The sequence below is a fragment of the Micromonospora sp. WMMD714 genome, assembly GCF_029581315.1.
GTDB classification, from domain to species: Bacteria; Actinomycetota; Actinomycetes; order Mycobacteriales; family Micromonosporaceae; genus Micromonospora; species Micromonospora rifamycinica.
In genome coordinates, this window is record NZ_CP120744.1 from 1,668,260 (window position 1) to 1,691,932 (window position 23,673).

The 23,673-nt window shown below is 70.6% G+C and carries 23 protein-coding genes and 2 tRNA genes; 17 read left to right on the plus strand and 8 right to left on the minus strand.

Annotated elements, in window-relative coordinates; translation table 11 throughout:
- Positions 1–132 precede the first annotated feature (132 nt).
- From yidC to rpmH, 4 genes are read right to left on the minus strand one after another with little or no spacing between them, the layout of a single operon-like run.
- Positions 133–1,128, minus strand: a complete 996-nt coding sequence (gene yidC, locus O7625_RS07420) for a membrane protein insertase YidC (RefSeq protein WP_282345183.1) — start codon at positions 1,126–1,128, stop codon at positions 133–135.
- A 3-nt stretch (positions 1,129–1,131) separates the two neighbouring features.
- Positions 1,132–1,383, minus strand: a complete 252-nt coding sequence (yidD, locus tag O7625_RS07425) for a membrane protein insertion efficiency factor YidD (protein ID WP_231932846.1) — start codon at positions 1,381–1,383, stop codon at positions 1,132–1,134.
- A 32-nt stretch (positions 1,384–1,415) separates the two neighbouring features.
- A complete protein-coding gene (gene rnpA / locus O7625_RS07430) occupies positions 1,416–1,847 on the minus strand; it encodes a ribonuclease P protein component (protein ID WP_282345184.1) in 432 nt (143 codons plus the stop codon).
- Positions 1,848–1,880: 33 nt separating this feature from the next.
- Complete coding sequence (gene rpmH / locus O7625_RS07435; protein ID WP_067300964.1) at positions 1,881–2,018, minus strand: 50S ribosomal protein L34; 138 nt, start codon at positions 2,016–2,018, stop codon at positions 1,881–1,883.
- Positions 2,019–2,653: 635 nt separating this feature from the next.
- Here rpmH and dnaA point away from each other — a divergent pair.
- The 5 genes from dnaA to O7625_RS07460 all read left to right on the plus strand — a co-directional run bounded on the left by dnaA (position 2,654) and on the right by O7625_RS07460 (position 9,181).
- A complete protein-coding gene (dnaA, locus tag O7625_RS07440; RefSeq protein WP_282345185.1) occupies positions 2,654–4,468 on the plus strand; it encodes a chromosomal replication initiator protein DnaA in 1,815 nt (604 codons plus the stop codon).
- 803 nt (positions 4,469–5,271) lie between these two features.
- Positions 5,272–6,405 (plus strand): DNA polymerase III subunit beta, encoded by a 1,134-nt coding sequence (dnaN, locus tag O7625_RS07445; RefSeq protein ID WP_282345186.1) that lies wholly within the window; start codon positions 5,272–5,274, stop codon positions 6,403–6,405.
- 41 nt (positions 6,406–6,446) lie between these two features.
- Positions 6,447–7,319 carry a phosphogluconate dehydrogenase (NAD(+)-dependent, decarboxylating) gene (gene gnd / locus O7625_RS07450; protein WP_067300952.1) on the plus strand — a complete coding sequence of 291 codons (873 nt, stop codon included), beginning with the start codon at positions 6,447–6,449 and terminating at the stop codon, positions 7,317–7,319.
- 16 nt (positions 7,320–7,335) lie between these two features.
- On the plus strand, positions 7,336–8,469 hold the full coding sequence (gene recF / locus O7625_RS07455; protein WP_282345187.1) for a DNA replication/repair protein RecF: 1,134 nt from the start codon (positions 7,336–7,338) through the stop codon (positions 8,467–8,469).
- A complete protein-coding gene (locus tag O7625_RS07460; protein WP_348773992.1) occupies positions 8,459–9,181 on the plus strand; it encodes a DciA family protein in 723 nt (240 codons plus the stop codon). Before recF ends, O7625_RS07460 begins: the two co-directional genes overlap by 11 nt.
- A gap of 3 nt (positions 9,182–9,184) precedes the next feature.
- On the opposite strand, the gene O7625_RS07465 is transcribed toward O7625_RS07460, so the two are convergent.
- Positions 9,185–9,412 carry a hypothetical protein gene (locus O7625_RS07465; protein WP_067300943.1) on the minus strand — a complete coding sequence of 76 codons (228 nt, stop codon included), beginning with the start codon at positions 9,410–9,412 and terminating at the stop codon, positions 9,185–9,187.
- A 92-nt stretch (positions 9,413–9,504) separates the two neighbouring features.
- Between O7625_RS07465 and O7625_RS07470 the strand changes: the two genes are divergently transcribed.
- Complete coding sequence (locus O7625_RS07470; RefSeq protein WP_067300940.1) at positions 9,505–9,996, plus strand: MarR family transcriptional regulator; 492 nt, start codon at positions 9,505–9,507, stop codon at positions 9,994–9,996.
- A gap of 54 nt (positions 9,997–10,050) precedes the next feature.
- Here the strand turns inward: O7625_RS07470 and O7625_RS07475 are convergent, their stop codons facing one another.
- Positions 10,051–10,635 carry a hypothetical protein gene (locus tag O7625_RS07475; RefSeq protein WP_067300937.1) on the minus strand — a complete coding sequence of 195 codons (585 nt, stop codon included), beginning with the start codon at positions 10,633–10,635 and terminating at the stop codon, positions 10,051–10,053.
- A gap of 528 nt (positions 10,636–11,163) precedes the next feature.
- Here O7625_RS07475 and gyrB point away from each other — a divergent pair.
- The 8 genes from gyrB (at position 11,164) to O7625_RS07515 (ending at position 19,458) form a co-directional block, all read left to right on the plus strand.
- Positions 11,164–13,110 (plus strand): DNA topoisomerase (ATP-hydrolyzing) subunit B, encoded by a 1,947-nt coding sequence (gene gyrB, locus O7625_RS07480; RefSeq protein WP_089004111.1) that lies wholly within the window; start codon positions 11,164–11,166, stop codon positions 13,108–13,110.
- 121 nt (positions 13,111–13,231) lie between these two features.
- Entirely contained in the window at positions 13,232–17,014 is a 3,783-nt protein-coding gene (gyrA, locus tag O7625_RS07485; RefSeq protein ID WP_282345188.1) for an intein-containing DNA gyrase subunit A, read from the plus strand.
- A 4-nt stretch (positions 17,015–17,018) separates the two neighbouring features.
- Positions 17,019–17,921 carry a DUF3566 domain-containing protein gene (locus tag O7625_RS07490; protein ID WP_282345189.1) on the plus strand — a complete coding sequence of 301 codons (903 nt, stop codon included), beginning with the start codon at positions 17,019–17,021 and terminating at the stop codon, positions 17,919–17,921.
- Between the two features lie 143 nt (positions 17,922–18,064).
- Positions 18,065–18,138 (plus strand) — tRNA-Ile (locus O7625_RS07495).
- Between the two features lie 50 nt (positions 18,139–18,188).
- The gene (locus tag O7625_RS07500) at positions 18,189–18,317 is read left to right on the plus strand and encodes a DLW-39 family protein (RefSeq protein ID WP_231926743.1); all 129 of its coding nucleotides are present in this window, start codon (positions 18,189–18,191) and stop codon (positions 18,315–18,317) included.
- Between the two features lie 33 nt (positions 18,318–18,350).
- A tRNA-Ala gene (locus O7625_RS07505) sits at positions 18,351–18,426 on the plus strand.
- Between the two features lie 119 nt (positions 18,427–18,545).
- Entirely contained in the window at positions 18,546–18,938 is a 393-nt protein-coding gene (locus tag O7625_RS07510; RefSeq protein WP_067300928.1) for a hypothetical protein, read from the plus strand.
- Between the two features lie 157 nt (positions 18,939–19,095).
- The gene (locus O7625_RS07515; RefSeq protein ID WP_282345190.1) at positions 19,096–19,458 is read left to right on the plus strand and encodes a hypothetical protein; all 363 of its coding nucleotides are present in this window, start codon (positions 19,096–19,098) and stop codon (positions 19,456–19,458) included.
- A gap of 243 nt (positions 19,459–19,701) precedes the next feature.
- Here the strand turns inward: O7625_RS07515 and O7625_RS07520 are convergent, their stop codons facing one another.
- Both O7625_RS07520 and O7625_RS07525 read right to left on the minus strand, forming a co-directional pair.
- Positions 19,702–19,968 carry a TetR/AcrR family transcriptional regulator C-terminal domain-containing protein gene (locus tag O7625_RS07520; protein ID WP_282346836.1) on the minus strand — a complete coding sequence of 89 codons (267 nt, stop codon included), beginning with the start codon at positions 19,966–19,968 and terminating at the stop codon, positions 19,702–19,704.
- Positions 19,969–20,301: 333 nt separating this feature from the next.
- The gene (locus O7625_RS07525) at positions 20,302–20,430 is read right to left on the minus strand and encodes a hypothetical protein (RefSeq protein WP_269458962.1); all 129 of its coding nucleotides are present in this window, start codon (positions 20,428–20,430) and stop codon (positions 20,302–20,304) included.
- A 522-nt stretch (positions 20,431–20,952) separates the two neighbouring features.
- On the opposite strand from O7625_RS07525, the gene O7625_RS07530 reads away from it, so the two are divergent.
- Genes O7625_RS07530 through O7625_RS07540 form a run of 3 tightly spaced genes read left to right on the plus strand, consistent with a single transcriptional unit; the run spans position 20,953 to position 23,660 of the window.
- Entirely contained in the window at positions 20,953–21,918 is a 966-nt protein-coding gene (locus O7625_RS07530; RefSeq protein WP_282345191.1) for an ABC transporter substrate-binding protein, read from the plus strand.
- A 51-nt stretch (positions 21,919–21,969) separates the two neighbouring features.
- Entirely contained in the window at positions 21,970–22,821 is an 852-nt protein-coding gene (locus O7625_RS07535) for an ABC transporter permease (RefSeq protein ID WP_282345192.1), read from the plus strand.
- Complete coding sequence (locus tag O7625_RS07540) at positions 22,818–23,660, plus strand: ABC transporter permease (RefSeq protein WP_282345193.1); 843 nt, start codon at positions 22,818–22,820, stop codon at positions 23,658–23,660. Before O7625_RS07535 ends, O7625_RS07540 begins: the two co-directional genes overlap by 4 nt.
- Positions 23,661–23,673: the final 13 nt, after the last annotated feature.

A 23,673-nucleotide genomic window follows, 5' to 3' on the forward strand; every position in this document is an offset into this window, starting at 1 on the left:
GGGCACGTCTCGTACGGGCGGGCTCGCCCGTCTCCGCGCTGGGCGCGGTGGGTTCCGGACCGGCGCCGGCCGTTACGGCGGCTGCGCGGTACCGGAAGGCCGCCGTCGCAGGAGCGACGGCGGCCCGATGGGTCAGCCCTGGCGCTTGGCCGGCCCCTTCTTCGGGTTGGCCGGCTTGGCACCCGGCTTCGGGCCGGCGACCTTGGGCGCGGCCGGCTTGGCCGGCACCTGCGCGGCGGGCTTGTTCCGGTTGAGGAAGCCGCCGGTCTTGGCCGGCTGCACCGGCCCCCGGGCGGGGGTGGTCGCCGGCTTGTTGCCGGTGACTCCCTTGTTGGTCACCAGCGGCGGGAACTTACGGAGCACCCACTGCTGCTGGCCGAGGGTGAACAGGTTGTTGGTGACCCAGTAGATGATCACGCCGATCGGGAAGATCGAGCCGGAGATCAGCAGGGAGAGCGGGATGCCGTAGAGCATCAACCGCTGCACCATCCGCTGCTGCGGGTCCTCCGCCCAGCCGGTCTTGAGGATCATCTGGCGGCTGGTCAGGTAGGTGGTGCCCATCATGACCAGGACCAGGATGCCGGCGATGACCTTCACGGTGGTGCCGTTGGCACCGAGCCGGGCCAGCTCGTCGGCGGTGGAGCCGAACTTGCCGGCGATCGGGGCGGTGAAGATGGTGGCGCTGGAGGCGCTGTCGAACTGCTCGGCGGTCCAGCCGTAGAGGCTCTTGGCCTCCTTGGCCGGGTCGAGCCGGCGCAGCACGTGGAACAGCCCCAGGAAGACCGGGATCTGGAGGAACATCGGAAGGCAGCCCATCAGCGGGTTGGCCTTTTCCTTCCGGTAGAGCTCCATCATCTCCTTCTGGAGCGTCTCCCGGTCACCCTTGTGCTTCTCCTGGAGCTCCTTGACCTTCGGCTGGAGCGCCTGCATCGCCCGCTGCGACTTGATCTGCTTGACGAAGACCGGGAACAGGATCACCCGAACGGTGACCACCAGGAAGACGATGGCGAGAATCCACGACCAGTTCGTGCCGAGGACCGCGGCGACCGGCACCCCGATGGCGTCCCACGCCGAGTGCCAGGTCAGCAGGATCCACGAGATCGCGTAGTAGATCCAGTCGAGACTCAATTCTCAGACTCCAGTCACGTCGGCGCGTCGGCGGCCGCCCGGCTCCGGTACCGGGTCGTGTCCACCAGGGTGGAAAGGGTGGCAGCGCGACAGCCGCCGGACGGTCAGGCCTGCTCCCCGGAGCGCACCGTGGCGGGTCACCGCCTCCAGGGCGTAGGCACTGCACGACGGGTAGAACCGACAGCGGGCCGGTAGCGCCGGGCTTATCCAACGACGGTACGCGATGATAGGACCACTGAGCACCCGGGCACCCATGCTCCGGTGCGGCGGCGCGACGGGTGCCCCGCTCACCGAGACCGCCGTCCCCGGGGGGACCGGGCGGCGGCGATCGCCGCGTCCAGGTCACCGCCCAGCCGGGCGTACGGCGTCGCGGCCGAGGCGGGCAGGGCGCGTACCACCAGGGTGCTGCCGGCCGGCAGCGTGGCCAGCCGGTCGCGCACCAGGTGCCGCAGCCGGCGGCGGACCTTGTTGCGGACGACGGCGGGGCCGACGGCCTTGGACACGACGAAGCCGGCGCGGCTCGATCCGGAGATCAACTCCGGGTCGGTGCTCCGCGCCGGCTCCGACGAGGCTGCCCCGAGGGGTGTGCTCACGGGGGGTGTGGAGACCTCCGGCACCGTCAGGTGGACGACCACGGCACCACGACCGACCCGTCGACCACCCCGGACCGCCGCGGCGAAGTCGTTGCTACGCCGCAGGCGTTGTGCGGCCGTCAGCACGACTGTCCACGTCCCCGGACCGGACCTGTCGGCTCAGGCCGACAGGCGGGTGCGGCCCTTGGCACGGCGGGTCGACAGGATGGCGCGGCCGGCACGGGTGCGCATGCGCAGCCGGAAGCCGTGGGTCTTCGCGCGCCGGCGGTTGTTCGGCTGGTAGGTGCGCTTGCTCACGTCAGGCTCTCCGTTTTCGTACGTCCCCGGCGCGGGTTCGCCCGGGGTCGTGTGGTGGACCAGACCACCTCGGCGGTGGCCTCCGATCGGCACTGCCCGGTGGCGCGGAACCTCGGCGATGCGGGGCGGCGACCACGGACAGCAAGCACCCATCACCCTAGCAGAGGGCGACAGAGCAGCTGTTCCAGGCTACGCAGGGGGGCAATGACCGTCAAACCGCCCGGGACCGGCGCGGCGACCGTCCGAAGCACCACCGGTCAGGCGTTCTGTCCCGGTGCCGGTGGGTGCGTCGGGGTGGTGGCGGTTGATGGCGGCCCGCCGTCGCTGTTACCGTGCGCGTTTGCGGTCAGCTTCGGGTGCGGATCGTGGCCGGCAGGCAAGACCGGACCCGGCAGTGGATCGTTCGGCACGGTGAACCCGCTTCAACGCCCTCCTCCGGCAGGGGGGCAGGTCCGACCCGCGTCCGGCGGGCGGCCACAATCGGTCGGTACACAGGCTGTGGATAACTTGTGGATGCCGGTCGGTCAGCCGTCCGGTGGGTGAGGGGCACCACCCGCTCGAACGCGGTGGCAGGCCCGGCACGAACGCTGGACCACAGCGGCGGCCGGGAGCAGAGGCGAGGGGGTGGCACGACGGTGGCCGGAACGATCGACCTTGCCGCGGTGTGGACCGCGGCGACGGACGAACTCGCCGACGAGATCATCTCCGCCCAGCAGCGCGCCTACCTCCGGCTGACCCGGTTGCGGGCGATCGTCGAGGACACCGCGTTGCTCTCCGTGCCGGACGCCTTCACCCGGGACGTGATCGAGACGCGGCTACGGCCGGCGATCACCGAGGCGCTCACCCGCCGGCTGGGTCGACCGATACAGGTCGCGGTCACCGTGCGGATCGCCGAGGACCCCACCGGGCGACCGGCCGGCACCGTCTACCGCAGCGGGCCGGAGGCCGCCCCGACGGAGGTCGTCCCGGCCCTGGACGACTACCCGGGGTTCCGGCCACCGCCGGGCTACGACGAGCCGGATCCGCCCTACCAGCGGGAGACGGATCCGTCGGAGCAGTCCGGGGAGCGGCCGGTCCCGGCCGACCCACCGGAGCACGACGGGCACCGCCCGACCCGGGTGCCGGCCAGTCGGGACGGCGGCCAGGACACCCTCTTCGGGGCCGGCTTCGCCGAGCCGATGCGGGTGAACCACCCCGGTCGGCCCCCCGAGCAGCGCGGCTTCACCGAGTCGGGCCGCCCCGGCCCGGACCCCGACCTGCGCGGCTACGAGCCCGCGTACCGGGACCAGGGCCGACCGCCGCGCGACCAGCAGGGTCCGCGCGGGCTGCCCCGCGACGGCGCGACCGACAGCGGTCCCGGCCGGGCGGTCGACCACCGCCCGGGTGGCGGCGACCGACGCCCCGGCGGTACGGAGAGCAGCGGCAACCGGCTCAACCCGAAGTACATGTTCGAGACGTTCGTCATCGGCTCGTCCAACCGGTTCGCCCACGCGGCCAGCGTCGCGGTGGCCGAGTCGCCGGCCAAGGCGTACAACCCGCTGTTCATCTACGGCAGCTCGGGGCTGGGCAAGACGCACCTGCTGCACGCGATCGGGCACTACGCCCAGACGCTCGGCAACGCCCGCTCGGTCCGGTACGTCTCGACCGAGGAGTTCACCAACGACTTCATCAACTCGCTGCGGGACGACAAGACCAGTGCGTTCCAGCGCCGCTACCGCGACGTCGACATCCTGCTGATCGACGACATCCAGTTCCTGGAGAACCGCGAGCGGACCCAGGAGGAGTTCTTCCACACCTTCAACACGCTGCACAACGCCAACAAGCAGATCGTGATCACCTCCGACCGCTCGCCGAAGCAGCTGGCGACGCTGGAGGACCGGCTGCGGACCCGGTTCGAGTGGGGGCTGCTCGCCGACATCCAGCCGCCCGACCTGGAGACCCGGATCGCGATCCTGCAGAAGAAGGCCGCCCAGGAACGGCTCTACGCCCCGCCGGACGTGTTGGAGTTCATCGCCTCACGGGTGTCGAACTCGATCCGGGAACTGGAGGGGGCGCTGATCCGGGTGACCGCGTTCGCCAGCCTCACCCGGTCCAACGTCGAACTGTCGCTGGCCGAGGAGGTGCTGCGGGACTTCATCCCGGACGGCGCCGGGCCGGAGATCACCGCCGACCAGATCATGGTTTCCACCTCGGAGTACTTCGGGGTGAGCCTGGAGGACCTCCGGGGGCACTCGCGGTCCCGGGTGCTGGTCAACGCCCGCCAGGTGGCGATGTACCTGTGTCGGGAGCTGACCGACCTGTCGCTGCCCCGGATCGGGCAGGCGTTCGGCGGTCGGGACCACACCACCGTGATGCACGCCGACCGGAAGATCCGTCAGCAGATGGCGGAGCGCCGCTCGCTCTACAACCAGATCGCCGAGCTGACCAACCGGATCAAGCAGAACACCTGAGACGTACGCCACTTCTGCTCCGCCCCCGACGCCCGGCCGACCATCTCGGCCGGGCGTTTCCGTGCCGCCACGACGGCACCGACCGGCCGCGCCGGCGGGGGACGACCGGCGTCGGTCGGGACTCCGGGGCGGAACGGTGGAATTCCCACGCCACCGTTGTCCACAGGACGATGCGGTTGTCCACACCCCCTGTGTCACAGCCGGTGGATAACCACGCTGCGTCCGGCACCGGTTACCCACAGACTGTGGATAAACCCTGGGGACAGTGCTGTGGACGGCTGGGGACAACCGCCGCCCCGTCCACAGCCGACGGTCGGGCTGTGGGCAACCTGTTGAAGGTTCTGGGGACAACTCCGGTGCGGGTCCGCGCCGCCGTCCACAACCCTGGGGGTAAACCCGGTGGATAACCGGTGGATAACCGGTGGACGGCTGGGGACAACGGTGGGGACACCGGGTGCCTGTGGACCGCCGACCGGGTTTACCCCCGGGTTCTCCACAGCGAATCCACCGGTGGATAACCTGTCTGAGCTGCGAGGACGCGAGTTACCCACAGTTTGCACAGGTGCGATGAAGACGATGAGTTATCTCTTCTAAAGAATCAAAAACCAATCATCACCGTTGGACTTCCTGTGGACAGGGCCGCTGCGCCGTCGTCGACGGTCGCTCCGGCCGCAGCCACGGGGTCGGGCGCACAGCCGATGCCCACGCGCCCTAAGGTGCGAGGGGTACCCGCACGGTCGGGCGGGACGGTGGGCAGCGGTCGGCATGAGAGAGTTGGCGCTGACGTCGACGCGGAGGCATTGATGAAGTTCCGAGTAGAGCGCGACGCGCTCGCCGAAGCGGTGGCGTGGACCGCGAAGAGCCTGCCCAGCCGGCCGTCCGTACCGGTGCTCGCCGGGGTGATGCTCCGGGTCACCGACGGCAACCTCCAGGTCTCCGGCTTCGACTACGAGGTGTCCAGCCAGGTGACCGTCGAGGTGCAGGGGGACGCCGACGGCGCCGCCCTGGTCTCCGGCCGGCTGCTTGCCGAGATCACCAAGGCACTGCCGGCCAAGCCGGTGGACATCGCCGCGGTCGGCGCCCACCTGGAGCTGGTCTGCGGTAGTGCCCGGTTCACCCTGCCGACCATGCCGGTGGAGGACTACCCCGCCCTGCCGGAGATGCCGGAGAGCGCGGGGACCGTGGAGGCCGCGGCCTTCGCCGCCGCCGTCGCCCAGGTGGCCATCGCCGCAGGCCGGGACGAGACACTGCCGATGATGACCGGTGTCCGGCTGGAACTCTCCGGCGGCACCCTGGCGATGCTCGCCACCGACCGCTACCGGCTCGCCCTGCGGGAGATGGACTGGACCCCGGACGATCCGGACATCAGCATCAACGCCCTGGTCCCCGCCCGTACGCTGAACGACACCGCGAAGGCGCTCGGCCCGCTCGGTGGTCAGGTGACCATGGCGCTGTCCCAGGGCGGCGCGGGCGAAGGGATGATCGGCTTCTCCGGTGGCACCCGGCGGACCACCAGCCGGCTGCTCGACGGGGCCAACTACCCGCCGGTCCGCTCGCTCTTCCCGGCCACCAGCAACGCCGAGGCACGGGTTCCGGTCAGCACCCTGATCGAGGTGGTCAAGCGGGTCGCCCTGGTCGCCGAGCGGACCACCCCGGTGCTGCTCAGCTTCAGCTCCGACGGCCTGGTCGTCGAGGCCGGCGGCACCGAGGAGGCGCGGGCCAGCGAGGCGATGGAGGCCACCTTCACCGGCGAGCCGCTGACCATCGGCTTCAACCCGCAGTACCTGATCGACGGCCTGGCCAACCTGGGAGCCCAGTACGCCCTGCTGCGCTTCGTGGACGCCTTCAAGCCGGCGGTGATTTCCCCGGCCGGCGAGGATGGCGAGGCCATCTCGGGGTACCGGTACCTCATCATGCCGATTCGCGTCTCCCGCTGACCGCGTACCGGCACCACCCAGACGCACGGAGGTAGGGGCAGATGCAGCTCGGCCTGGTAGGGCTCGGCCGGATGGGCGGCAACATGCGTGAGCGGTTGCGCGCCGCCGGGCAGGAGGTGGTCGGCTACGACCGCAACGCCGACCGCAGCGACGTCGCGAGCCTCACCGAGCTGGCCGACCGGCTGGAGTCACCCCGGGCGGTCTGGGTGATGGTGCCCGCCGCCGCCACCGACGCGACCATCGATGCGCTGGCCGAGGTGCTCGGCGAGGGCGACATCGTCATCGACGGCGGCAACTCCCGGTTCAGCGACGACGCCCCCCGGGCCGAACGGCTCGCCGCCCGGGGCATCGGCTACGTCGACGTCGGTGTCTCCGGCGGCGTGTGGGGCAACGTGAACGGCTACGCCCTGATGGTCGGCGGCGCGCAGGAGCACGTCGACCACCTGATGCCGATCTTCGAGGCGTTGAAGCCGGCCGGGGACCACGGCTTCGTGCACGCCGGCCCGGTCGGTGCCGGCCACTACGCCAAGATGGTGCACAACGGCATCGAGTACGGCCTGATGCACGCCTACGCCGAGGGCTTCGAGCTGCTCTCCGCCGCCGAGATGGTGACCAACGTGCCGGGCATCATCAAGTCCTGGCGGGAGGGGACCGTCGTCCAGTCCTGGCTGCTCGACCTGCTGGACCGGGCACTGGACGAGGACCCGACGCTGGCCACGCTGACCGGGTACACCGACGACACCGGTGAGGGGCGCTGGACGGTCGACGAGGCGATCCGGCTTGCCGTGCCGCTGAACGTCATCACCGCCGCCCTGTACGCCCGGTTCTCCTCCCGGCAGGACGACTCACCCGCGATGAAGGCGGTCGCCGCGCTGCGCCAGCAGTTCGGTGGGCACGCCGTGCACAAGCGCTGAACGGCAGCCGCAGGCTGTGTACGTCCGCCGGCTCGAACTGGTCGACTTCCGCTCGTACGAGCAGGTCGGCATCGACCTGGAGCCGGGGCCGAACGTCCTGACCGGCGCGAACGGCGTCGGCAAGACCAACCTCGCCGAGGCACTGGGCTACGTGGCGACCCTCGACTCGCACCGGGTCGCCACCGACGCCCCGCTGGTCCGGCTGGGCGCCAGCTCGGCGGTGATCCGCTGCGCGGTGGTGCACGAGGGCCGGGAACTCCTGGTCGAGCTGGAGATCGTCCCCGGCAGGGCCAACCGGGCGCGGCTGGGCCGTTCCCCGGCCCGACGCGCCCGGGACGTGATCGGCGCACTGCGGCTGGTGCTCTTCGCCCCGGAGGACCTGGAGCTCGTCCGGGGCGACCCGGCCGAACGCCGCCGCTACCTCGACGACCTGCTGGTCCTCCGGCAACCCCGGTACGCCGGGGTGCGCGCCGACTACGAACGGGTGGTCAAGCAGCGCAACGCCCTGCTGCGGACGGCGTACCTGGCCCGCAAGACGGGCGGGTCGCGGGGCGGGGACCTGTCCACCCTGGCGGTCTGGGACGCCCACCTGGCGCAGCACGGGGCCGAGCTGCTCGCCGGCCGGCTGGAGCTGGTCGCCGCGCTCACCCCGCACGTGGCGAAGGCGTACGACGCGGTGGCGGCCGGCGCGGGGACGGCGGGGATCGCGTACCGGCCGTCGGTGGAGCTGACCGGGGCGACCGTCGACCGGGCGGTGCTGGCCGAGGCGTTGACCACCGCGCTGGCCGAGTCCCGCTCGGCCGAGATCGAGCGGGGCACCACGCTGGTCGGGCCGCACCGTGACGACCTCGTGCTCACCCTCGGCCCGCTGCCCGCCAAGGGGTACGCCAGTCACGGCGAGTCCTGGTCGTACGCGCTGGCCCTGCGGTTGGCCGGGTACGACCTGCTGCGTGCCGACGGGATCGAGCCGGTGCTGGTGCTCGACGACGTCTTCGCCGAGTTGGACGCGGGCCGCCGGGAACGGCTGGCCGAGCTGGTCGGCGGGGCCGGTCAGCTGCTGGTGACCTGTGCGGTGGACGACGACGTCCCGGTGGCCCTGCGGGGCGCCCGGTACGCGGTGGGCGGCGGGACGGTGCGTCGTGTCGACTGAGCCGGAGCAGCCGGGCGGGACACCGGGACGGGCGGGCGGCCCGGGTCGCCCCGCCCGGGGCGGGGCGCGCGGTGCGCGTACCCCGGGGGGAGCCGCGGGGGGCGCGGACGCCGCACGGGGCGCTCCGACCGGCGGCGGCGCGGACGCCGCGCCCGATCCTGCGGTTCCGCCCGGCGGAGGTACGGCCGGGTCGGGCGACGGCCCGGCGGCGACCGGGCCGGAGCTGGCGCGGGCGGTCCTGGACGCGGCGCGGGCCCGCCGGGAGTCGGCGGCCCGTAACCGTCGCCCGGGGGTGACCGGCGCGGCCGACGGGGGCGGACGGCGGCTGCGGGGCTACTCCGGCCCGGGGCCGGACCCGCGCGACCCGCAGCCGCTGGGAGCGGTGCTGGAGCGGCTGATGAAGGCCCGCGGCTGGCAGCAGCCGGCGGCCGAGGCGACCGTCTTCGGGGCCTGGGAGCGGGTGGTCGGGCCGGAGATCGCCCAGCACAGCCGCCCGGTCAAGCTGGAGGACGGCGAGCTGACCGTGGAGGCCCGGTCGACCGCGTGGGCCACCCAGCTACGGCTGCTCGCCGCTTCGTTGCTGAAGCGGATCGCCGGCGAGGTGGGCCACAACGTGGTCCGCAAGCTGCACATCCACGGCCCGGCGGCACCGTCCTGGTCGCGCGGGCCGCGCCGGGTCCGTGGCCGGGGACCGCGCGACACCTACGGCTGAGCCTCACCGCTCGGCGCGGCGGGCCTCCCGCTCGGCACGTTTGCGTTCCCGCTGCTCGCGGCTCCACTGCTTGCGTCGTTCCAGGTCCGCCTTCCAGGCGTCCCGGGCCTGCCGGGAGCCGCCCTGCACCGCGCCGGCCACCTCGGGCGGACCGGCCAGGTTCTTGAAGGCCCAGGCCAGGAGCCGACCGCCCTCGCCGGGGGCCTTCGCCGCCGGTTTGTCCTCGCTCATCGGCACCGACCTCTCGTCAAGCACTTGGTGTACAAATCATTGGTACACCAAGCATTGGTACGCTCGCAACGGCGACGAGGAGGTGCACAGGGGTGGACGGCGAACCCGGCGGGGATCCGCTGGCGTTGGAGGAGCAGGTCTGCTTCGCGCTCTCGGTGGCCGCGCGCGGCGTCGTCGCGGTCTACCGGCCGCTGCTGGAGCCGATGGGCCTGACCCATCCGCAGTACCTGGTCATGCTGGCGCTCTGGCAGTACGCGCCACTGTCGGTCCGCGAGCTGAGCCGGCTGCTCCAGCTCGACCCCGGCACCCTGTCACCACTGCTCAAGCGCCTGGAGGCGGCCGGCTACCTGCGCCGCGAGCGGGATCCGGCCGACGAACGCAGCCTCGCGGTCTCGCTCACCGTCAGCGGGCGGGCGCTGCGGGAACAGGCCGAACGGATCCCGCCGGCCGTCGTCGCGCGGCTCGGGCTGCCGCTGACCGAGCTACGCGACCTGCACCGGGCGCTGACCCGGGTGATCGCCGCGGCCAACGGCGCGGCGCCGGTCGGGCCCCCGCCCGCCGGGCCGGCGACGCCGGGCAGCTAGCCGACGCGCACCGCCCGACCAGGCGGCGTCAGCCGGCACACCGTGCGGGTGCGGTCAGGGCTGCACGCCCGGTCGCCGGCCGGGCTCGGCGTCGGCGTAGACGGCGAAGCCCCGGTCGGCACAGCGCCGGTAGAAGGCGGCCAGCACGCCCAGCTCGGCACAGGTGAAGTCCCACTGCGGCGGGTCGCCGCGCTCGTCGCGCAGCCGGTCGAGCCGGCTGCCCAGCCAGCGCAGCTGCTGCTCGGCGAGCCGGCCGTCGCCGAGCAGCGCGCGGAGCACGTCGCTGACCGACTCGAAGGTCACCGTCTCGCCGTGCGGCCGGTGCTGGACGACGAACTTCTCCACCCCGCCGGCGATCCAGGCGCAGCCGTCCGGGTCGATGACCGGGTCCTCGTCCTCGGCGGCGGCGTCGGTGGCGTAGAGCACGTTCTCCAGCCCGAGGATCAGGTCGACCAGTTCGGTGTACGCCGTGGCCCGGACCGTGCCGGTCTTGGCGATGTGCTCGGCGAGCGCGGCGGTCGGCGCGGAGATCCGGGGGATGTCCACGATCTCGCCGAAGTCGACGAACTCGGCCGGCGCGACCGGGTCGTAGAAGCGGCCGGTCCGCGGCCAGTGCACCGCGACATTGTCCAGCCCCATCTGGTGTCACCTCTCGAGAGCACGTGTCGGATCGATCGGGTCCATCGTCCCGGTTACGGGTGGAAAAGATCAAGACGGGCAGCTTTGCCGCGCGCCGCAAAGCTACGGTACGGCCACCCCCGGGCGCGACCCCCGGGGCGGCCCGGTGGACCGGCCGATCCGGGGGCGGCGGGCACGGAAGGCGGACCCGGGCGTGTAGGGGGAGTAGCGGACAGCGAGATTCGGCCCGCTACGGGGGTCTCAGCCGCCTTCAAGGGGTGCCGAGTGGCGGTTATGTCGTGTGCGCACAGTAAGATTGAGGGCGAGACGACGACCTGACACGGTGCACCGGACAGGGGCCTTCACCGGCCCTTGATCAACGTCCCGGGTCGGGTCTGGCCGATCGCGATCCGCGGGCAACCGCGGCGACCGGCACGCACGATCCGCGACCGCCCTCCGGGCGCCGTCCGTGCGCGCCGACGTCGCGTCCTGTCCGCCGAACCCGCGCTCCCGTGCCCCGGCGCGGATGGTGCGAGAAAGTGGCCGAGGGTGGCAGCGCAGGACAAGCAGGAATACGGCGCAGAGTCGATCACCGTCCTCGAGGGGCTGGAGGCGGTCCGCAAGCGGCCCGGCATGTACATCGGGTCCACCGGCGAGCGTGGCCTGCACCACCTGGTGTGGGAGGTCGTGGACAACGCGGTCGACGAGGCGCTCGCCGGCCACTGCGACACCATCGACGTGGTGCTGCTCGCCGACGGTGGGGTCCGGGTCACCGACAACGGCCGTGGCTTCCCGGTCGACCTGCACCCGAAGCTCAAGAAGCCGGGCGTCGAGGTCGCGCTGACCGTGCTGCACGCGGGCGGCAAGTTCGACGGCAAGGCGTACGCGGTCTCCGGTGGTCTGCACGGCGTCGGCGTCTCCGTGGTGAACGCCCTCTCCACCCGGATGGCCGTCGAGATCCACAAGTCCGGCTTCGTCTGGCGGCAGAAGTACCACAACTCCAAGCCCGACCCGCTGGACAAGGGCGAGACCACCGACCGCACCGGTTCGGCGGTCTCCTTCTGGCCGGACCCGGACGTCTTCGAGACCGTCGACTTCGACTTCCAGACCATCTACCGCCGCCTCCAGGAGATGGCCTTCCTCAACCGGGCGCTCTCCATCCACCTGCTCGACGAGCGGGTCGCCGAGGGCGAGGAGGGCAAGCCCCGCGAGGTCACCTTCTACTACGAGGGCGGCATCGCCGACTTCGTCCGGCACCTCAACGCCTCCAAGAACCCGATGCACAAGACGGTGGTCGAGTTCGCCGCCGAGGAAGAGGGCATGTCGGTCGAGATCGCCATGCAGTGGAACGAGTCGTACGGCGAGTCGGTCTACACCTTTGCCAACACGATCAACACGCACGAGGGCGGCACCCACGAGGAGGGCTTCCGGGCCGCGCTGACCAGCGTGGTCAACCGCTACGGCTCGGACAAGAAGCTGCTCAAGGGCGACGAGAAGCTCTCCGGCGAGGACATCCGCGAGGGCCTGGCCGCGATCATCTCGGTCAAGCTGGCCAACCCGCAGTTCGAGGGCCAGACCAAGACCAAGCTGGGCAACACCCCGGTCAAGAGCTTCGTGCAGCGGGTCTGCAACGACCGGCTGGTCGACTGGTTCGACCGCAACCCCGCCGAGGCCAAGACGATCATCCAGAAGGCGTCCCAGGCGGCCCGCGCCCGGATCGCCGCCCAGCAGGCGCGCAAGCTGGCCCGGCGCAAGTCGCTGCTGGAGTCCGGCTCGATGCCCGGCAAGCTGGCCGACTGCCAGTCCACCGACCCGCGCGAGTCCGAGGTCTTCATCGTCGAGGGCGACTCGGCCGGCGGCTCGGCCAAGCAGGGGCGCGACCCGCGTACCCAGGCGATCCTGCCGATCCGCGGCAAGATCCTCAACGTGGAGAAGGCCCGGATCGACCGGGTGCTCAAGAACAACGAGGTCCAGGCGCTGATCACCGCCCTGGGCACCGGCATCCACGACGACTTCGACATGGAGAAGCTGCGGTACCACAAGGTGGTGCTGATGGCCGACGCCGACGTCGACGGCCAGCACATCCAGACCCTCCTGCTCACCCTGCTGTTCCGCTTCATGCGCCCGTTGGTCGAGCTGGGCCACGTCTACCTGGCGGCCCCGCCGCTCTACAAGATCAAGTGGAACAAGAAGGGCGACGACGCCCAGTACGCGTACTCCGACCGGGAACGCGACGGGCTGATCGCGCTGCGCCAGCAGAAGAAGCCCAACGCCAAGCCGGACGACATCCAGCGGTTCAAGGGTCTCGGCGAGATGAACTATCCCGAGCTGTGGGAGACCACGATGAACCCGGCCACCCGGACGCTGCGTCAGGTCACCCTCGACGACGCCGCCACCGCCGACGAGCTGTTCAGCGTGCTGATGGGCGAGGACGTCGAGGCCCGCCGCTCGTTCATCCAGCGCAACGCCAAGGACGTGCGGTTCCTCGACATCTGACCGACCGGTCGGCCGGTGACCCACCGGCCGACCGTCGTCCACCGGGTTATCCACAGCCTGGCCGGTTTCCACAGCGTTATCCACAGCACGAAAACGACTCTGAGTCTGATAAGGGTTAACAGTGACCGATACTCCCGAGTCCACCCCGAACGAGCCGGAGACCGCCGAGACACCACTCGCGGCGGTCGTCCAGCACGACCGGATCGAGCCGGTCGGGCTCGAGGTCGAGATGCAGCGCTCGTATCTCGACTACGCGATGAGCGTGATCGTCGGGCGGGCCCTGCCGGACGTCCGGGACGGGCTCAAGCCGGTCCACCGCAAGATCCTCTACGCCATGTACGACTCGGGTTACCGGCCGGACCGGGGCTACGTGAAGTGCTCCCGGGTCGTCGGGGACGTGATGGGGCAGTTCCACCCGCACGGCGACTCGGCCATCTACGACGCGCTGGTCCGGATGGCCCAGCCCTGGGCGCTGCGCTACCCCCTGGTCGACGGCAACGGCAACTTCGGCTCGCCGGGAAATGATCCGGCTGCCGCGATGCGCTACTGCCTGACCGCTGACGTCCGGATTCGTACGGTGGACGGCAGCATCCGGATCGGCGACGTCGTGCCGGGTGCCGCGCCGAGCAGCGAGACCGACGTCGACCTGAAGGTCCGCGACCGTAACGGCGACCTGGTCCGGGCGTCGAAGTTCTTCCACTCCGGCGAGCACCCGACGCTGCGGCTGCGTACCCGCGAGGGGTACGAGCTGACCGGCACCCACAACCACCCGGTGCTCTGCCTGGTGGACGTGGCCGGTGTGCCGACCCTGCTCTGGAAGCTGCTCGCCGAGATTTCCCCGGGTGACCGGGTGGTGCTCCAGCGGTCGGTGCCGGACGAGATCGGCTACCCGATGCTGGAGCACGTCGAGGCGGCCGTGCTGGCCGGCGCGTTCGTGTCGGAGGGCTGGGTCTCGGCGGGCCGCGCGGGCTTCAACAACGTGGACCGGGACTACTTCCTGCGCGTCGTCGCCGCCTACGACCTGGCCGTCGGCGGCCCCCGGTACGTCAGCGAGCGGGTGATCGCCTCGGGCAGCACCCTGCACGAGCTGGACGTGCAGGACCTGTCGGCGCTGCGTGCCAGCGTCCTCGGCGAGCTGGCCGGCGCGCGTAGCGCCGCGAAGTTCGTGCCCGAGTTCGTGTGGCAGGGGCCGGCCGCGATCAAGCGGGCGTTCCTCCAGGCGCTCTTCGAGGGCGACGGCTCCTCGTCGCTGCTGCCGCGCAACACCATCCAGGTCTCGTACTCGACCCGCAGCGAGCGGCTGGCGCGCGAGGTCCAGCAGTTGCTGCTGGAGTTCGGCGTGATCAGCCGGCAGACCCGGTACGACGACGGCGAGATCAAGGTCGTGGTGACCAACCGCCGCGACGCCCGGATCTTCGCCGCCCACGTCGGCTTCCTCGGCCGTAAGCAGGCCAAGCTGGAGTCCGAGCTGGCCCAGGTGCCGGTGAGCAGCACGGCGCTGTCCAGCGACCATGTGCCGCTGGTCGGCGACTTCATCCGGGAGCACGGCGCGACCCGCTGGACCGAGCGGGACTGGCTGCGCCGGCACAACGTCGACCGGATCGAGCGGTGGGAGCGGGACCGCGACGAGATCGCCGCCCGGATCACCAACACCGAGGTGCTCGACGTGGTCGAGCCGCTGGTCGACGGCCGGTTCTACTACGCCGAGGTGGCCGAGGTCGCCGACGCGGGGGTGCAGGCGGTCTACAGCGTCCGGGTGGACACCGAGGACCACTCCTTCGTCTCCGACGGCTTCGTCAGCCACAACACCGAATGCAAGCTGGACCCGTTGGCGATGGAGATGCTGCGGGACATCGACGAGGACACCGTCGATCTCCAGGACAACTACGACGGCCGGGCCAAGGAGCCCACCATCCTGCCGTCGCGCATCCCCAACCTGCTGGTCAACGGCTCCGAGGGCATCGCGGTCGGGATGGCCACCAAGATCCCGCCGCACAACCTGCGCGAGATCGGCGCGGCGGTGCAGTGGTGCCTGGAGAACCCGGAGGCCGACGAGGCGACCACCCTCGAAGCGCTGCTGGAGATCGTCAAGGGTCCGGACTTCCCCACCCACGGGCTGATCGTCGGTCAGTCCGCCATCCAGGACGCGTACCGGACCGGTCGCGGGTCGATCCGGATGCGCGCCGTGGTGGAGGTCGAGGAGGACAAGCGGGGCCGGCCGGCACTGGTCGTCAGCGAGCTGCCCTACCAGGTCAACCCGGACAACCTCGCCGAGCGGATCGCCGAGCTGATCAAGGAGGGCAAGCTCGGTGGCATCGCCGACATCCGGGACGAGTCCTCCGGGCGTACCGGCATGCGGATCGTGCTGGTGCTCAAGCGCGACGCGGTCGCCAAGGTGGTGCTGAACAACCTCTACAAGCACACCCAGCTCCAGGAGACCTTCGGCGCCAACATGCTGGCCCTGGTCGACGGGGTGCCGCGCACGCTCAACCTGGCGCAGTTCATCCGCTACTACGTCGAGCACCAGATCGAGGTGATCCGCCGGCGGACCGCGTTCCGGCTGCGCAAGGCCGAGGAGCGGGCGCACATCCTGCGCGGACTGGCCAAGGCGCTGGACGCGCTGGACGAGGTGATCGCCCTGATCCGGCGGTCGCCCACCGTCGACGACGCCCGGCAGGGCCTGATCCGGCTGCTGGAGATCGACGAGATCCAGGCGACCGCGATCCTGGACATGCAGCTGCGCCGGCTGGCCGCCCTGGAGCGGCAGCGGATCCTGGACGACCTGGCCAAGCTCGAGATCGAGATCGCCGACCTCAAGGACATCCTCGCCAAGCCGGAGCGGCAGCGGAAGATCGTCTCCGAGGAGCTGAGCGAGATCGTCGCGAAGTGGGGCGACGAACGGCGTACGAAGATCATCCCGTTCGACGGCGAGGTCTCGATGGAGGACCTGATCGCCCGGGAGGACGTGGTGGTGACCATCACCCGCACCGGGTACGCCAAGCGCACCAAGGTCGACCTCTACCGCTCCCAGCGGCGCGGCGGCAAGGGCGTGAGCGGCGCGACGCTGCGGCAGGACGACATCGTCAGCCACTTCTTCGTATGCTCCACCCACGACTGGATTCTGTTCTTCACCAACAAGGGCCGCGTGTACCGGGCCAAGGCGTACGAGTTGCCGGAGGCCAGTAGGGTGGCCAAGGGCCAGCACGTGGCCAACCTGCTCGCCTTCCAGCCGGACGAGCAGATCGCGCAGATCATCGAAATCCCGAACTACCAGGTGGCCCCCTACCTGGTACTGGCCACGAGAAACGGCCTGGTGAAGAAGACCCGACTCGAGGAGTTCGACTCCAACCGGTCCGGCGGCGTCATCGCGATCAACCTGCGCGATGAGGACGAGCTGGTCGGTGCCGTCCTCGCGGCACCGGAGCAGGATCTGCTGCTCGTCTCGAAGAAGGCGCAGGCGATCCGGTTCAACGCCTCCGACGAGGCGCTGCGCCCGATGGGCCGGGCCACCTCGGGCGTGATCGGCATGCGCTTCACCGACGACGACGTCCTGCTGGCCATGGAGGTCGTCCGGGAGGGCCTGGACGTCCTGGTGGCCACCAACGGGGGGTACGCGAAACGTACCCCCATCGAGGAATACCCGGTGCAGGGCCGGGGAGGTAAGGGCGTGTTGACTGCGAAGATCACCGAGCGCCGCGGTGGTCTGGTCGGCGCGGTCGTGATCGACCCGGACGACGAGCTGTTCGCGATCACCAGCAACGGCGGCGTCATCCGGACTCCGGTGAAGCCTGTACGCCGTACGCGTGACCGGAACACAATGGGGGTCAAGCTGATGGACCTCCCGGACGGCGTGACTATCGTGGCGATTGCTCGCAATGCCGACGAGCCTGACGAACAGGACTAGTTGAATGACGGAGACACAGGCGAAGTCGGGGAACAAGGGGACCTCGGCCAAACCGGTCGACGAGGAGGCCGCCAAGAGCGGTACCACCCCCGCCGGCCGCGCCGCCGTGGGCCGGGCGACCGTCCCCGCCGACGCGCCTGCCCCGAAGTTCACCCGGGCACCCGGCATGGCACCGCCGCCGGACAAGCCCGGTGAGGATTCGGGGACGACCGAGAAGCCCTCGACAACGGGCACCGACGCGCCCTCCTCCGCCACCCAGCCGGTGGCTGCCGCGGCCAGGTCGAGCAACACGACACAGCCGATCTCACTCGGGGTCGCCACCTCTCCGTCCACGACCGGCACCCAGCCGAAGGTCGGCGGCGGGTCGCGGCCGTCCCCCGAGGGCGCGCGTCCCACCGGGGGCGCGGGCGGCACCCGACCGGCCAACGGCGGTGGCCTGCCGCCCGGCATCGGCGGCCAGGCTGCCGTCGGTGCGGCCCGGGTGGGTGACGCGGTACGCGCCGCGCGTACCTCGGTCAGCTCGGCGGCCTCCCGGGGTCCGCGCCGGGCCCGGCTGAACCTCAAGCGGATCGACCCGTGGTCCGTGATGAAGTTCGCCTTCGCCGTCTCCGTGGTCCTGTTCATCGTGGTGGTCGTGGCGACCTCGGTGCTCTACCTCGCGCTGGACGCGATGGGAGTCTTCCAGAGCGTCAACGACAGCCTGACCGACCTGGTCAGCGCCAGCGGCGGGCAGGGCACCAGCGGTGGCTTCCAGATCACCGCCAAGGGCGTCATCCTGACGTCCGCCCTGATCGGGCTGGTCAACGTGGTGCTGTTCACCGCGCTGGCCACGCTCGGCGCGTTCGTCTACAACGTCTGCGCCGACCTGGTCGGCGGGATCGAGCTGACGCTCGCCGAGCGCGACTGATCCACCTGCGCCCGACGGGCGCGACCGACCGGCCACGACGCCGGGGCACCGCGACAGCGGTCGCCCCGGCGTCGTGCTCTGTCACCCGCTACCCCGATTTGGGAGCGGACGACGCGATGGGTTAACCTTGCTCGTCGCCACGCGGGGCTATAGCTCAGTCGGTTAGAGCGCAGAGCTGATAACTCTGAGGTCGCTGGTTCGATTCCAGCTAGCCCCACCGCAACACCGTTCCGACGAGCAGTCGAGTCGAGCGCGAGGGGTCGCCCCATGTTCAAGAAGCTTCTGTTCCTCGTCGGGATCGTCGGCGTCGCTGCAGTGGTGGCCAGGAAGGTCAAGGCCTCCAACGACGAGCGCGCCCTCTGGCACGAGGCGACCACCGCGCCCGATCTGCGCTGAGCAGGTCGGCACCTGGCGGCGTCGTCCGCCTGCGGGGCCCTAGCTCAACTGGCAGAGCACTGCCTTTGCAAGGCAGGGGTTAGGGGTTCGAGTCCCCTGGGCTCCACCATGTTGATCTTTCGCGTGCGGTCGTGCACCAGTTGATCGTGGCGCGCCGCTCTGCGTGGCTGCCCGACGCTGACTGTGGCTGGACACGGATCCGGCGCCGAATGTACTAGCGTCGAGGGAATGAAGAAGCGCGCCGTGAGGTACGAGCCACTGACGGTGGCAGGCCTGGGGGCACTGCTCGTGGGATCCGACGAGCCGCGACGGTGGCGGTTGGTGGCGGAGTTCCTCGAGGAGTATCGCTGGGAGCCAGCCGACATACGCGCCGGTCTACTGGATCAGGAACCAGCGTCCACGGGCGACGAGCGCTGGGACGTGTTCCTCGCGGCACTGACGGAACACCTGGCAGCCAAGGATGGGCGGGGCGCGCCGGCGTGGGTCGAGGCGCGGTCGCTTCGGCGGTTCTGGTTCCCCTTCAACACCCGGGCCGCCCGGGTCGACGCGGTGGTACACGCGCCGGCGGCATTCCGCCGTCGTGGTGTGTACGTGTCGGCGCAGGAGTTGAATGTCGCGTGAGCCTCGATGATCCGCTGTTGGACCGCCCCGCGATCGAGGATGCCTTCCGCCGGCTCGGGGACCGGCTGGCGAGGCGAGGTGTGGTGGCAGACCTCTACATCTTCGGCGGGGCTGCCATGGCTCTGGCCTACGACGCGCGACTCGTGACATCGACGCGGTGTTCCAACCCCATGGCATCGTGCTCGACGAGGCCCGTGCGGTAGCGGATGAACTCGGCCTGCCGCACTGGTGGCTCAACGAGCAGGCGAGTGCCTATGTCGCTCCGGGAGGCGACGCGACGGCGCCGCGCGTCTTCGACCACCCCGGCCTGCGGGTGGCGGCGGCGTCTCCGGAGCATCTACTGGCCATGAAGGTGCTTGCCGCACGGCGGCGGGACGCCGAGGACATCCGCTTCCTGGTCGACCACCTCGGGCTGACCAGCGCCGAGCAGGTCCTCGCTCTGTGCGCGGAGATCTTCCCCGAGGAGGAAGTTCCGGGCAGGGCAAGACTCGTGCTCGAAGATGTCTTCGGCGGCTCGTAGCTCCGTCATCGGGCTTCCGACAAAGCACAGGACCTGCGCGAACGCAGTGGCAACGGCTCGCCAGCGATGTTTGCCGGCTGGTTCGCATGGTGGTACCTCCGGCCCACCAGCATCACCCTTGACCAGGCGTTATAGGTTGTGAAGATCAACGGGCACACGATGGGCACAGGTTCAGGATTGATCTTGAACCCCTCTGGAGCCTGCCGCTCTCTGTGGTGTCGGGGCCAGTACGTCGGTGCTGGGTCAGTCCGTCGCGTTGCGGGCACGTTCCAGGCTGTCCAAGATCAGTTCCAGGCCGTAGGTGAATTGGGCGGCGTGGTCGTAGCCGGGCCGCAGGATGACGTCGCTGCCGAGCTTGGCCAGATGCGGGTAGTCCTCGGGACGGAACTGTTCCATGATCGAGCCGGTCAGCTCGATCAGTTCGCCGGGGGTGTTGAACGGCAGGCTGACCTCCTGCGCCGCAAAGCCGTAGATGTAGCTGTCCAGCAGCAATAAAGCGCGGGCGGCCAGGGTCGCCGAGGTTCGGTGGCGTCCGCGACGCGCGGGGACCGTTCGTCCTGACGCGGGGTTCGCCCCCCGGACGGCCCCGGTGCGCGCTGGGGTGTGGAGACCGTGTCACCTGCCCGGCTGGGGTTGCGGGGGTGGACTCGGTCTCCCGCGCCGGGGCCGGTGCGGGCCGAGGGGGCGGAAGGTCGTCGCGGGTACGGGGCTCGGGCTGCCGCCGGGTCCGGCCTGCTGGGGTTGCCGACGACTGGCCTGCTCACCACGCGGTGGAGTCGAGCGACCGGTCTGGTCGGCGCTGCCGGATCCGGGCAGAAGGGTGCCCCGGGTGCGGGATCCCGATCAGAACGGGCAGAGCGCCTTGCCCGCGCCGGTGCCGGGGCGGATGGCGGGGAACTCCGGTCCCTTCCAGTGGCCGATCGGCGCGCGGGTGATGGCGGGAACAGCCGCGAGGGGCTTCTCCACGCTCATGTCCACTCCCGGGGGCCGACGGCATCTGGTGGAGAAGTTAGCCGCCGCTGCCGGCCCGGTCAACAGGGGAGACGGATACGTTATCTGCCCGCCGACCTGCCCGTTCGCGGATTCGGCCAGCGCGCCGCCATCACTCTCGTGGCGCTATGCGAGATAACATTTCGCATCTTGACATGGGTTTTCGTGCCCCGTACCTTCGCTGCAAGTCGGCGAGGCGTCAGGGTGCTGCTGGGGTGCAGCCCGACCGCCCGGACCGACCGTGACCAGCGTTGCCCGGCCATGCCGTGACGCCGTCTGCGGTTCTCGCGGCCCTGATTGATCACCTCCAATCTGGCAGTTCAGGCATTCAGCACCATCACCAAGTCGATGCAGCTCGCGTGGGACCGCGCCACAGCAGTCAGGTGGCCGTCTCCCTCGCGGCGGAGCCGTCCCGTCGTATCCACCGAACGCCCTCCTCCCGACCCCGCCGGCACCGGCGGTGGAAGACATCGAGGGCACGCGCGAAGCACTAGGAGCATCACGATGAACCCACGACGTACCGGTGCGATGGTCGCCCTCGCCGCGCTGCTCTTCACGAGCGCCTGCGGCGGGGCCGACGATGCCGCGGACAACGCGGACGGCACCACGAAGGTCTCCGTCACGACGTTCGGCTGCGAAATCTGGAACACCTGGGCGATGGGGAAGGGCGTCTACGACAAGCACCGGCTCGACGTCGAACTGGTCCGCTCCGGTGGCGGCTCGGCGGCGGTCGCCGCGGTCCTGTCCGGGGCCGCGGACTTCGGCTACGTCAACGGCTACACCGCGATCAACGCCTACAACACCGGCTTCCCCATCCAGATGGTGTCCGGCGTCAACGTCAACGCGCTGCCGCCGGCCAAGCCCGCGCAGGGCGTCTTCGTCGGCAAGGACTCCCCGATCAAGGCGGCCGCCGACCTCGCCGGCAAGAAGATCGCGGTCAACGAGATCAACGGCATCAACCAGATCGTGACCGCGAGCTGGCTGAAGGCCAACGGGGTCGCGCCGGAGAGCGTCAGCTTCGTGGCGCTGCCGTTCGCCGAGCAGATCCCCGCCGTGCTCAGCGGACGGGTCGACGCCGCGCAACTGGGCTACTCGCTGCTGGGCAACAACAACGACAACGTCCGCAGCCTGGCGGACCCCTTCGCCAGCAGCGACAAGGTCTACATCGCGACGTACATCGCCGCCAAGGACTTCGTCGCCAAGGGCGATGCCGCGAAGCGCTTCCACGAGGCGATCACCGAGACCGCGCAGCAGCTGAACGACCCGGCCAATAAGGACGAGGCGTTCCGGTTGCTCTCCGAGTGCCAGAAGGTGCCGGCGGAGACCCTCGCCGCACAGCCGCAGAACGCCCTCGAAGCGGCCGTCGACGTCGCCGCGCTGGACCGGATGGCGCAGCAGATGGTCGACCTCAAGATGCTCCAGAAGAAGCCCGACCTGGCCCCCTTCGTCACCGACTTCGCGCGGTCCTGACCCGTCCCGTCGTCGCGGTAGGCGGGCCACCATGAGGGGAGAGGACGAGACATGGCGTCGGACGTCCGAGTGATTGATCAGGTCGAGGCGGACGCCCGACCCACCGGCGGGCCGCGACCGGCCCGCCGGTGGGGCCCCACACCCGACTGGGTGCTGGGGGTGGCGGGCGTGGTGACCATGTTCGTGCTGTGGGACCTGGTGGTCCGGGCCGGGGCGATCTCGGTGGACTCCCTGCCGTACCCGGCGGCCACCCTGCAACGGGCCGGCGAGCTGCTCGTCGACGCGACGTTCCTGACCGAGGTGGTGCAGACCCTGTGGGCCTGGCTGCTCGCCATGCTCGTCGCCAGCGCGGTCGGCATTCCGCTGGGGCTGGTGTTGGGCTACTTCTCCGCCCTCTACCGGCCGTCGTCCTCGGTGGTGCACGCCGGCCGGTCGATTCCCTCCTCGGCGTTCCTGCCGATCGCCATCCTGCTGTTCGGCCTGGGCACCCAGATGAAGGTGTCGCTGGCGATCTACGCGATCTTCTGGCCGATCCTGCTCAACTCCATGTACGGCGTGCGCGACACCGAGCCGCTCATGCTGGCGACCGGGCGGAGCATGGGCTGGACGCGAACCCGGCTGCTGACCAGGGTGGTGCTGCCGTCGGCGGCCCCGTCCATCGCCACCGGCCTCCGGGTGGCCAGTTCGACGGCGCTGATCGTGGTGCTCTCGGCCGAGCTGCTCGGCGCCACCAACGGGGTGGGAACGGTGATCACCACGTACCAGCAGGCGCAGCGACCCGACTTCGTCTATGCCGGGATTCTCCTCGTGGGCCTGCTCGGCATGGGCCTCTATTACGGCTTCAACCTGGTCGAACGCCTGGTGGTCCCCTGGGGCCAGGCGCAACGGGAGGGTGGACGATGAGCGGGCACGGGGTCAACCGGCCGGTCGTCGCCGGGGTGCTGGCGGCGGGACGCGGGGTGCGGTCGCTGTGGCTGCTCGCCCTCCTGCTGGTGGTGTGGGAGATCGCTGCCCGGATGGCGGGCTCCCTGTTCGTCCCGCCGGTGTCGCAGATCTTCGGGGCGTTCGTCGACACCTGGCTCTCCGCCTCGCCGTCGTCGCTCTTCCTCAGCTCCCAGTTCCGGGCCGACGTGCTGCCGAGTCTCGTGCGGCTCGGCCTGGGCTACGGCGCGGCGACGGTGCTCGGCGTCGGCCTCGGCATCCTGATCGGGGTGTGGCGGCCGGCCGGGGCGTTCTTCAACCCGCTGATCCGGCTGGGCATGTCGGTGCCGGTCACCGCTCTGCTGCCCATCGCCATCGTGCTGTTCGGCATCACCAGCGGGATGAACGTCTTCCTCATCGCGCTGGGCTGCCTGTGGCCGATCCTGATCAACACCTACGACGGCGTCCGGGGGATCGACCGTACGGTCGTCATCGCCGCCCGGAGCCTGCGGCTGACCCGGCGGCGCTACTTCCTGCGGGTCCTGCTGCCCGGCGCCAGCCCTGCGATCTTCGCGGGCATGCGGATCAGCATCGGGATCGCCCTGGTCCTCATGGTGATCTCCGAGCTGTACGCCGCCACGGCCGGCCTCGGGTTCTACATCGTGAGCCAGCAGCGGCTGTTCCAGTTCCCGCAGCTGTGGTCGGCGATCGTCCTGCTGGCGCTGCTGGGCATCCTCTTCAACGCCATCTTCGCCCTGGTCGAGCGGGTGCTGCTCAGGTGGCACCGCAACGTGCGGCCGGACGGCGCGGAAAGCCACTGACCGTCGCCGACGA

Coding starts and splice junctions, on each gene's coding strand:
- gnd (WP_067300952.1), top strand. CDS start 6,447: ATGCAGCTCGGCCTGGTAGGGCTCGGCCGGATGGGCGGCAACATGCGT.
- yidD (WP_231932846.1), bottom strand. CDS start 1,383: ATGGGTGCCCGGGTGCTCAGTGGTCCTATCATCGCGTACCGTCGTTGG.
- dnaN (WP_282345186.1), top strand. CDS start 5,272: ATGAAGTTCCGAGTAGAGCGCGACGCGCTCGCCGAAGCGGTGGCGTGG.
- O7625_RS07475 (WP_067300937.1), bottom strand. CDS start 10,635: ATGGGGCTGGACAATGTCGCGGTGCACTGGCCGCGGACCGGCCGCTTC.
- O7625_RS07465 (WP_067300943.1), bottom strand. CDS start 9,412: ATGAGCGAGGACAAACCGGCGGCGAAGGCCCCCGGCGAGGGCGGTCGG.
- O7625_RS07510 (WP_067300928.1), top strand. CDS start 18,546: ATGAAGAAGCGCGCCGTGAGGTACGAGCCACTGACGGTGGCAGGCCTG.
- O7625_RS07500 (WP_231926743.1), top strand. CDS start 18,189: ATGTTCAAGAAGCTTCTGTTCCTCGTCGGGATCGTCGGCGTCGCTGCA.
- O7625_RS07490 (WP_282345189.1), top strand. CDS start 17,019: ATGACGGAGACACAGGCGAAGTCGGGGAACAAGGGGACCTCGGCCAAA.
- O7625_RS07535 (WP_282345192.1), top strand. CDS start 21,970: ATGGCGTCGGACGTCCGAGTGATTGATCAGGTCGAGGCGGACGCCCGA.
- O7625_RS07540 (WP_282345193.1), top strand. CDS start 22,818: ATGAGCGGGCACGGGGTCAACCGGCCGGTCGTCGCCGGGGTGCTGGCG.
- O7625_RS07525 (WP_269458962.1), bottom strand. CDS start 20,430: ATGAGCGTGGAGAAGCCCCTCGCGGCTGTTCCCGCCATCACCCGCGCG.
- O7625_RS07530 (WP_282345191.1), top strand. CDS start 20,953: ATGAACCCACGACGTACCGGTGCGATGGTCGCCCTCGCCGCGCTGCTC.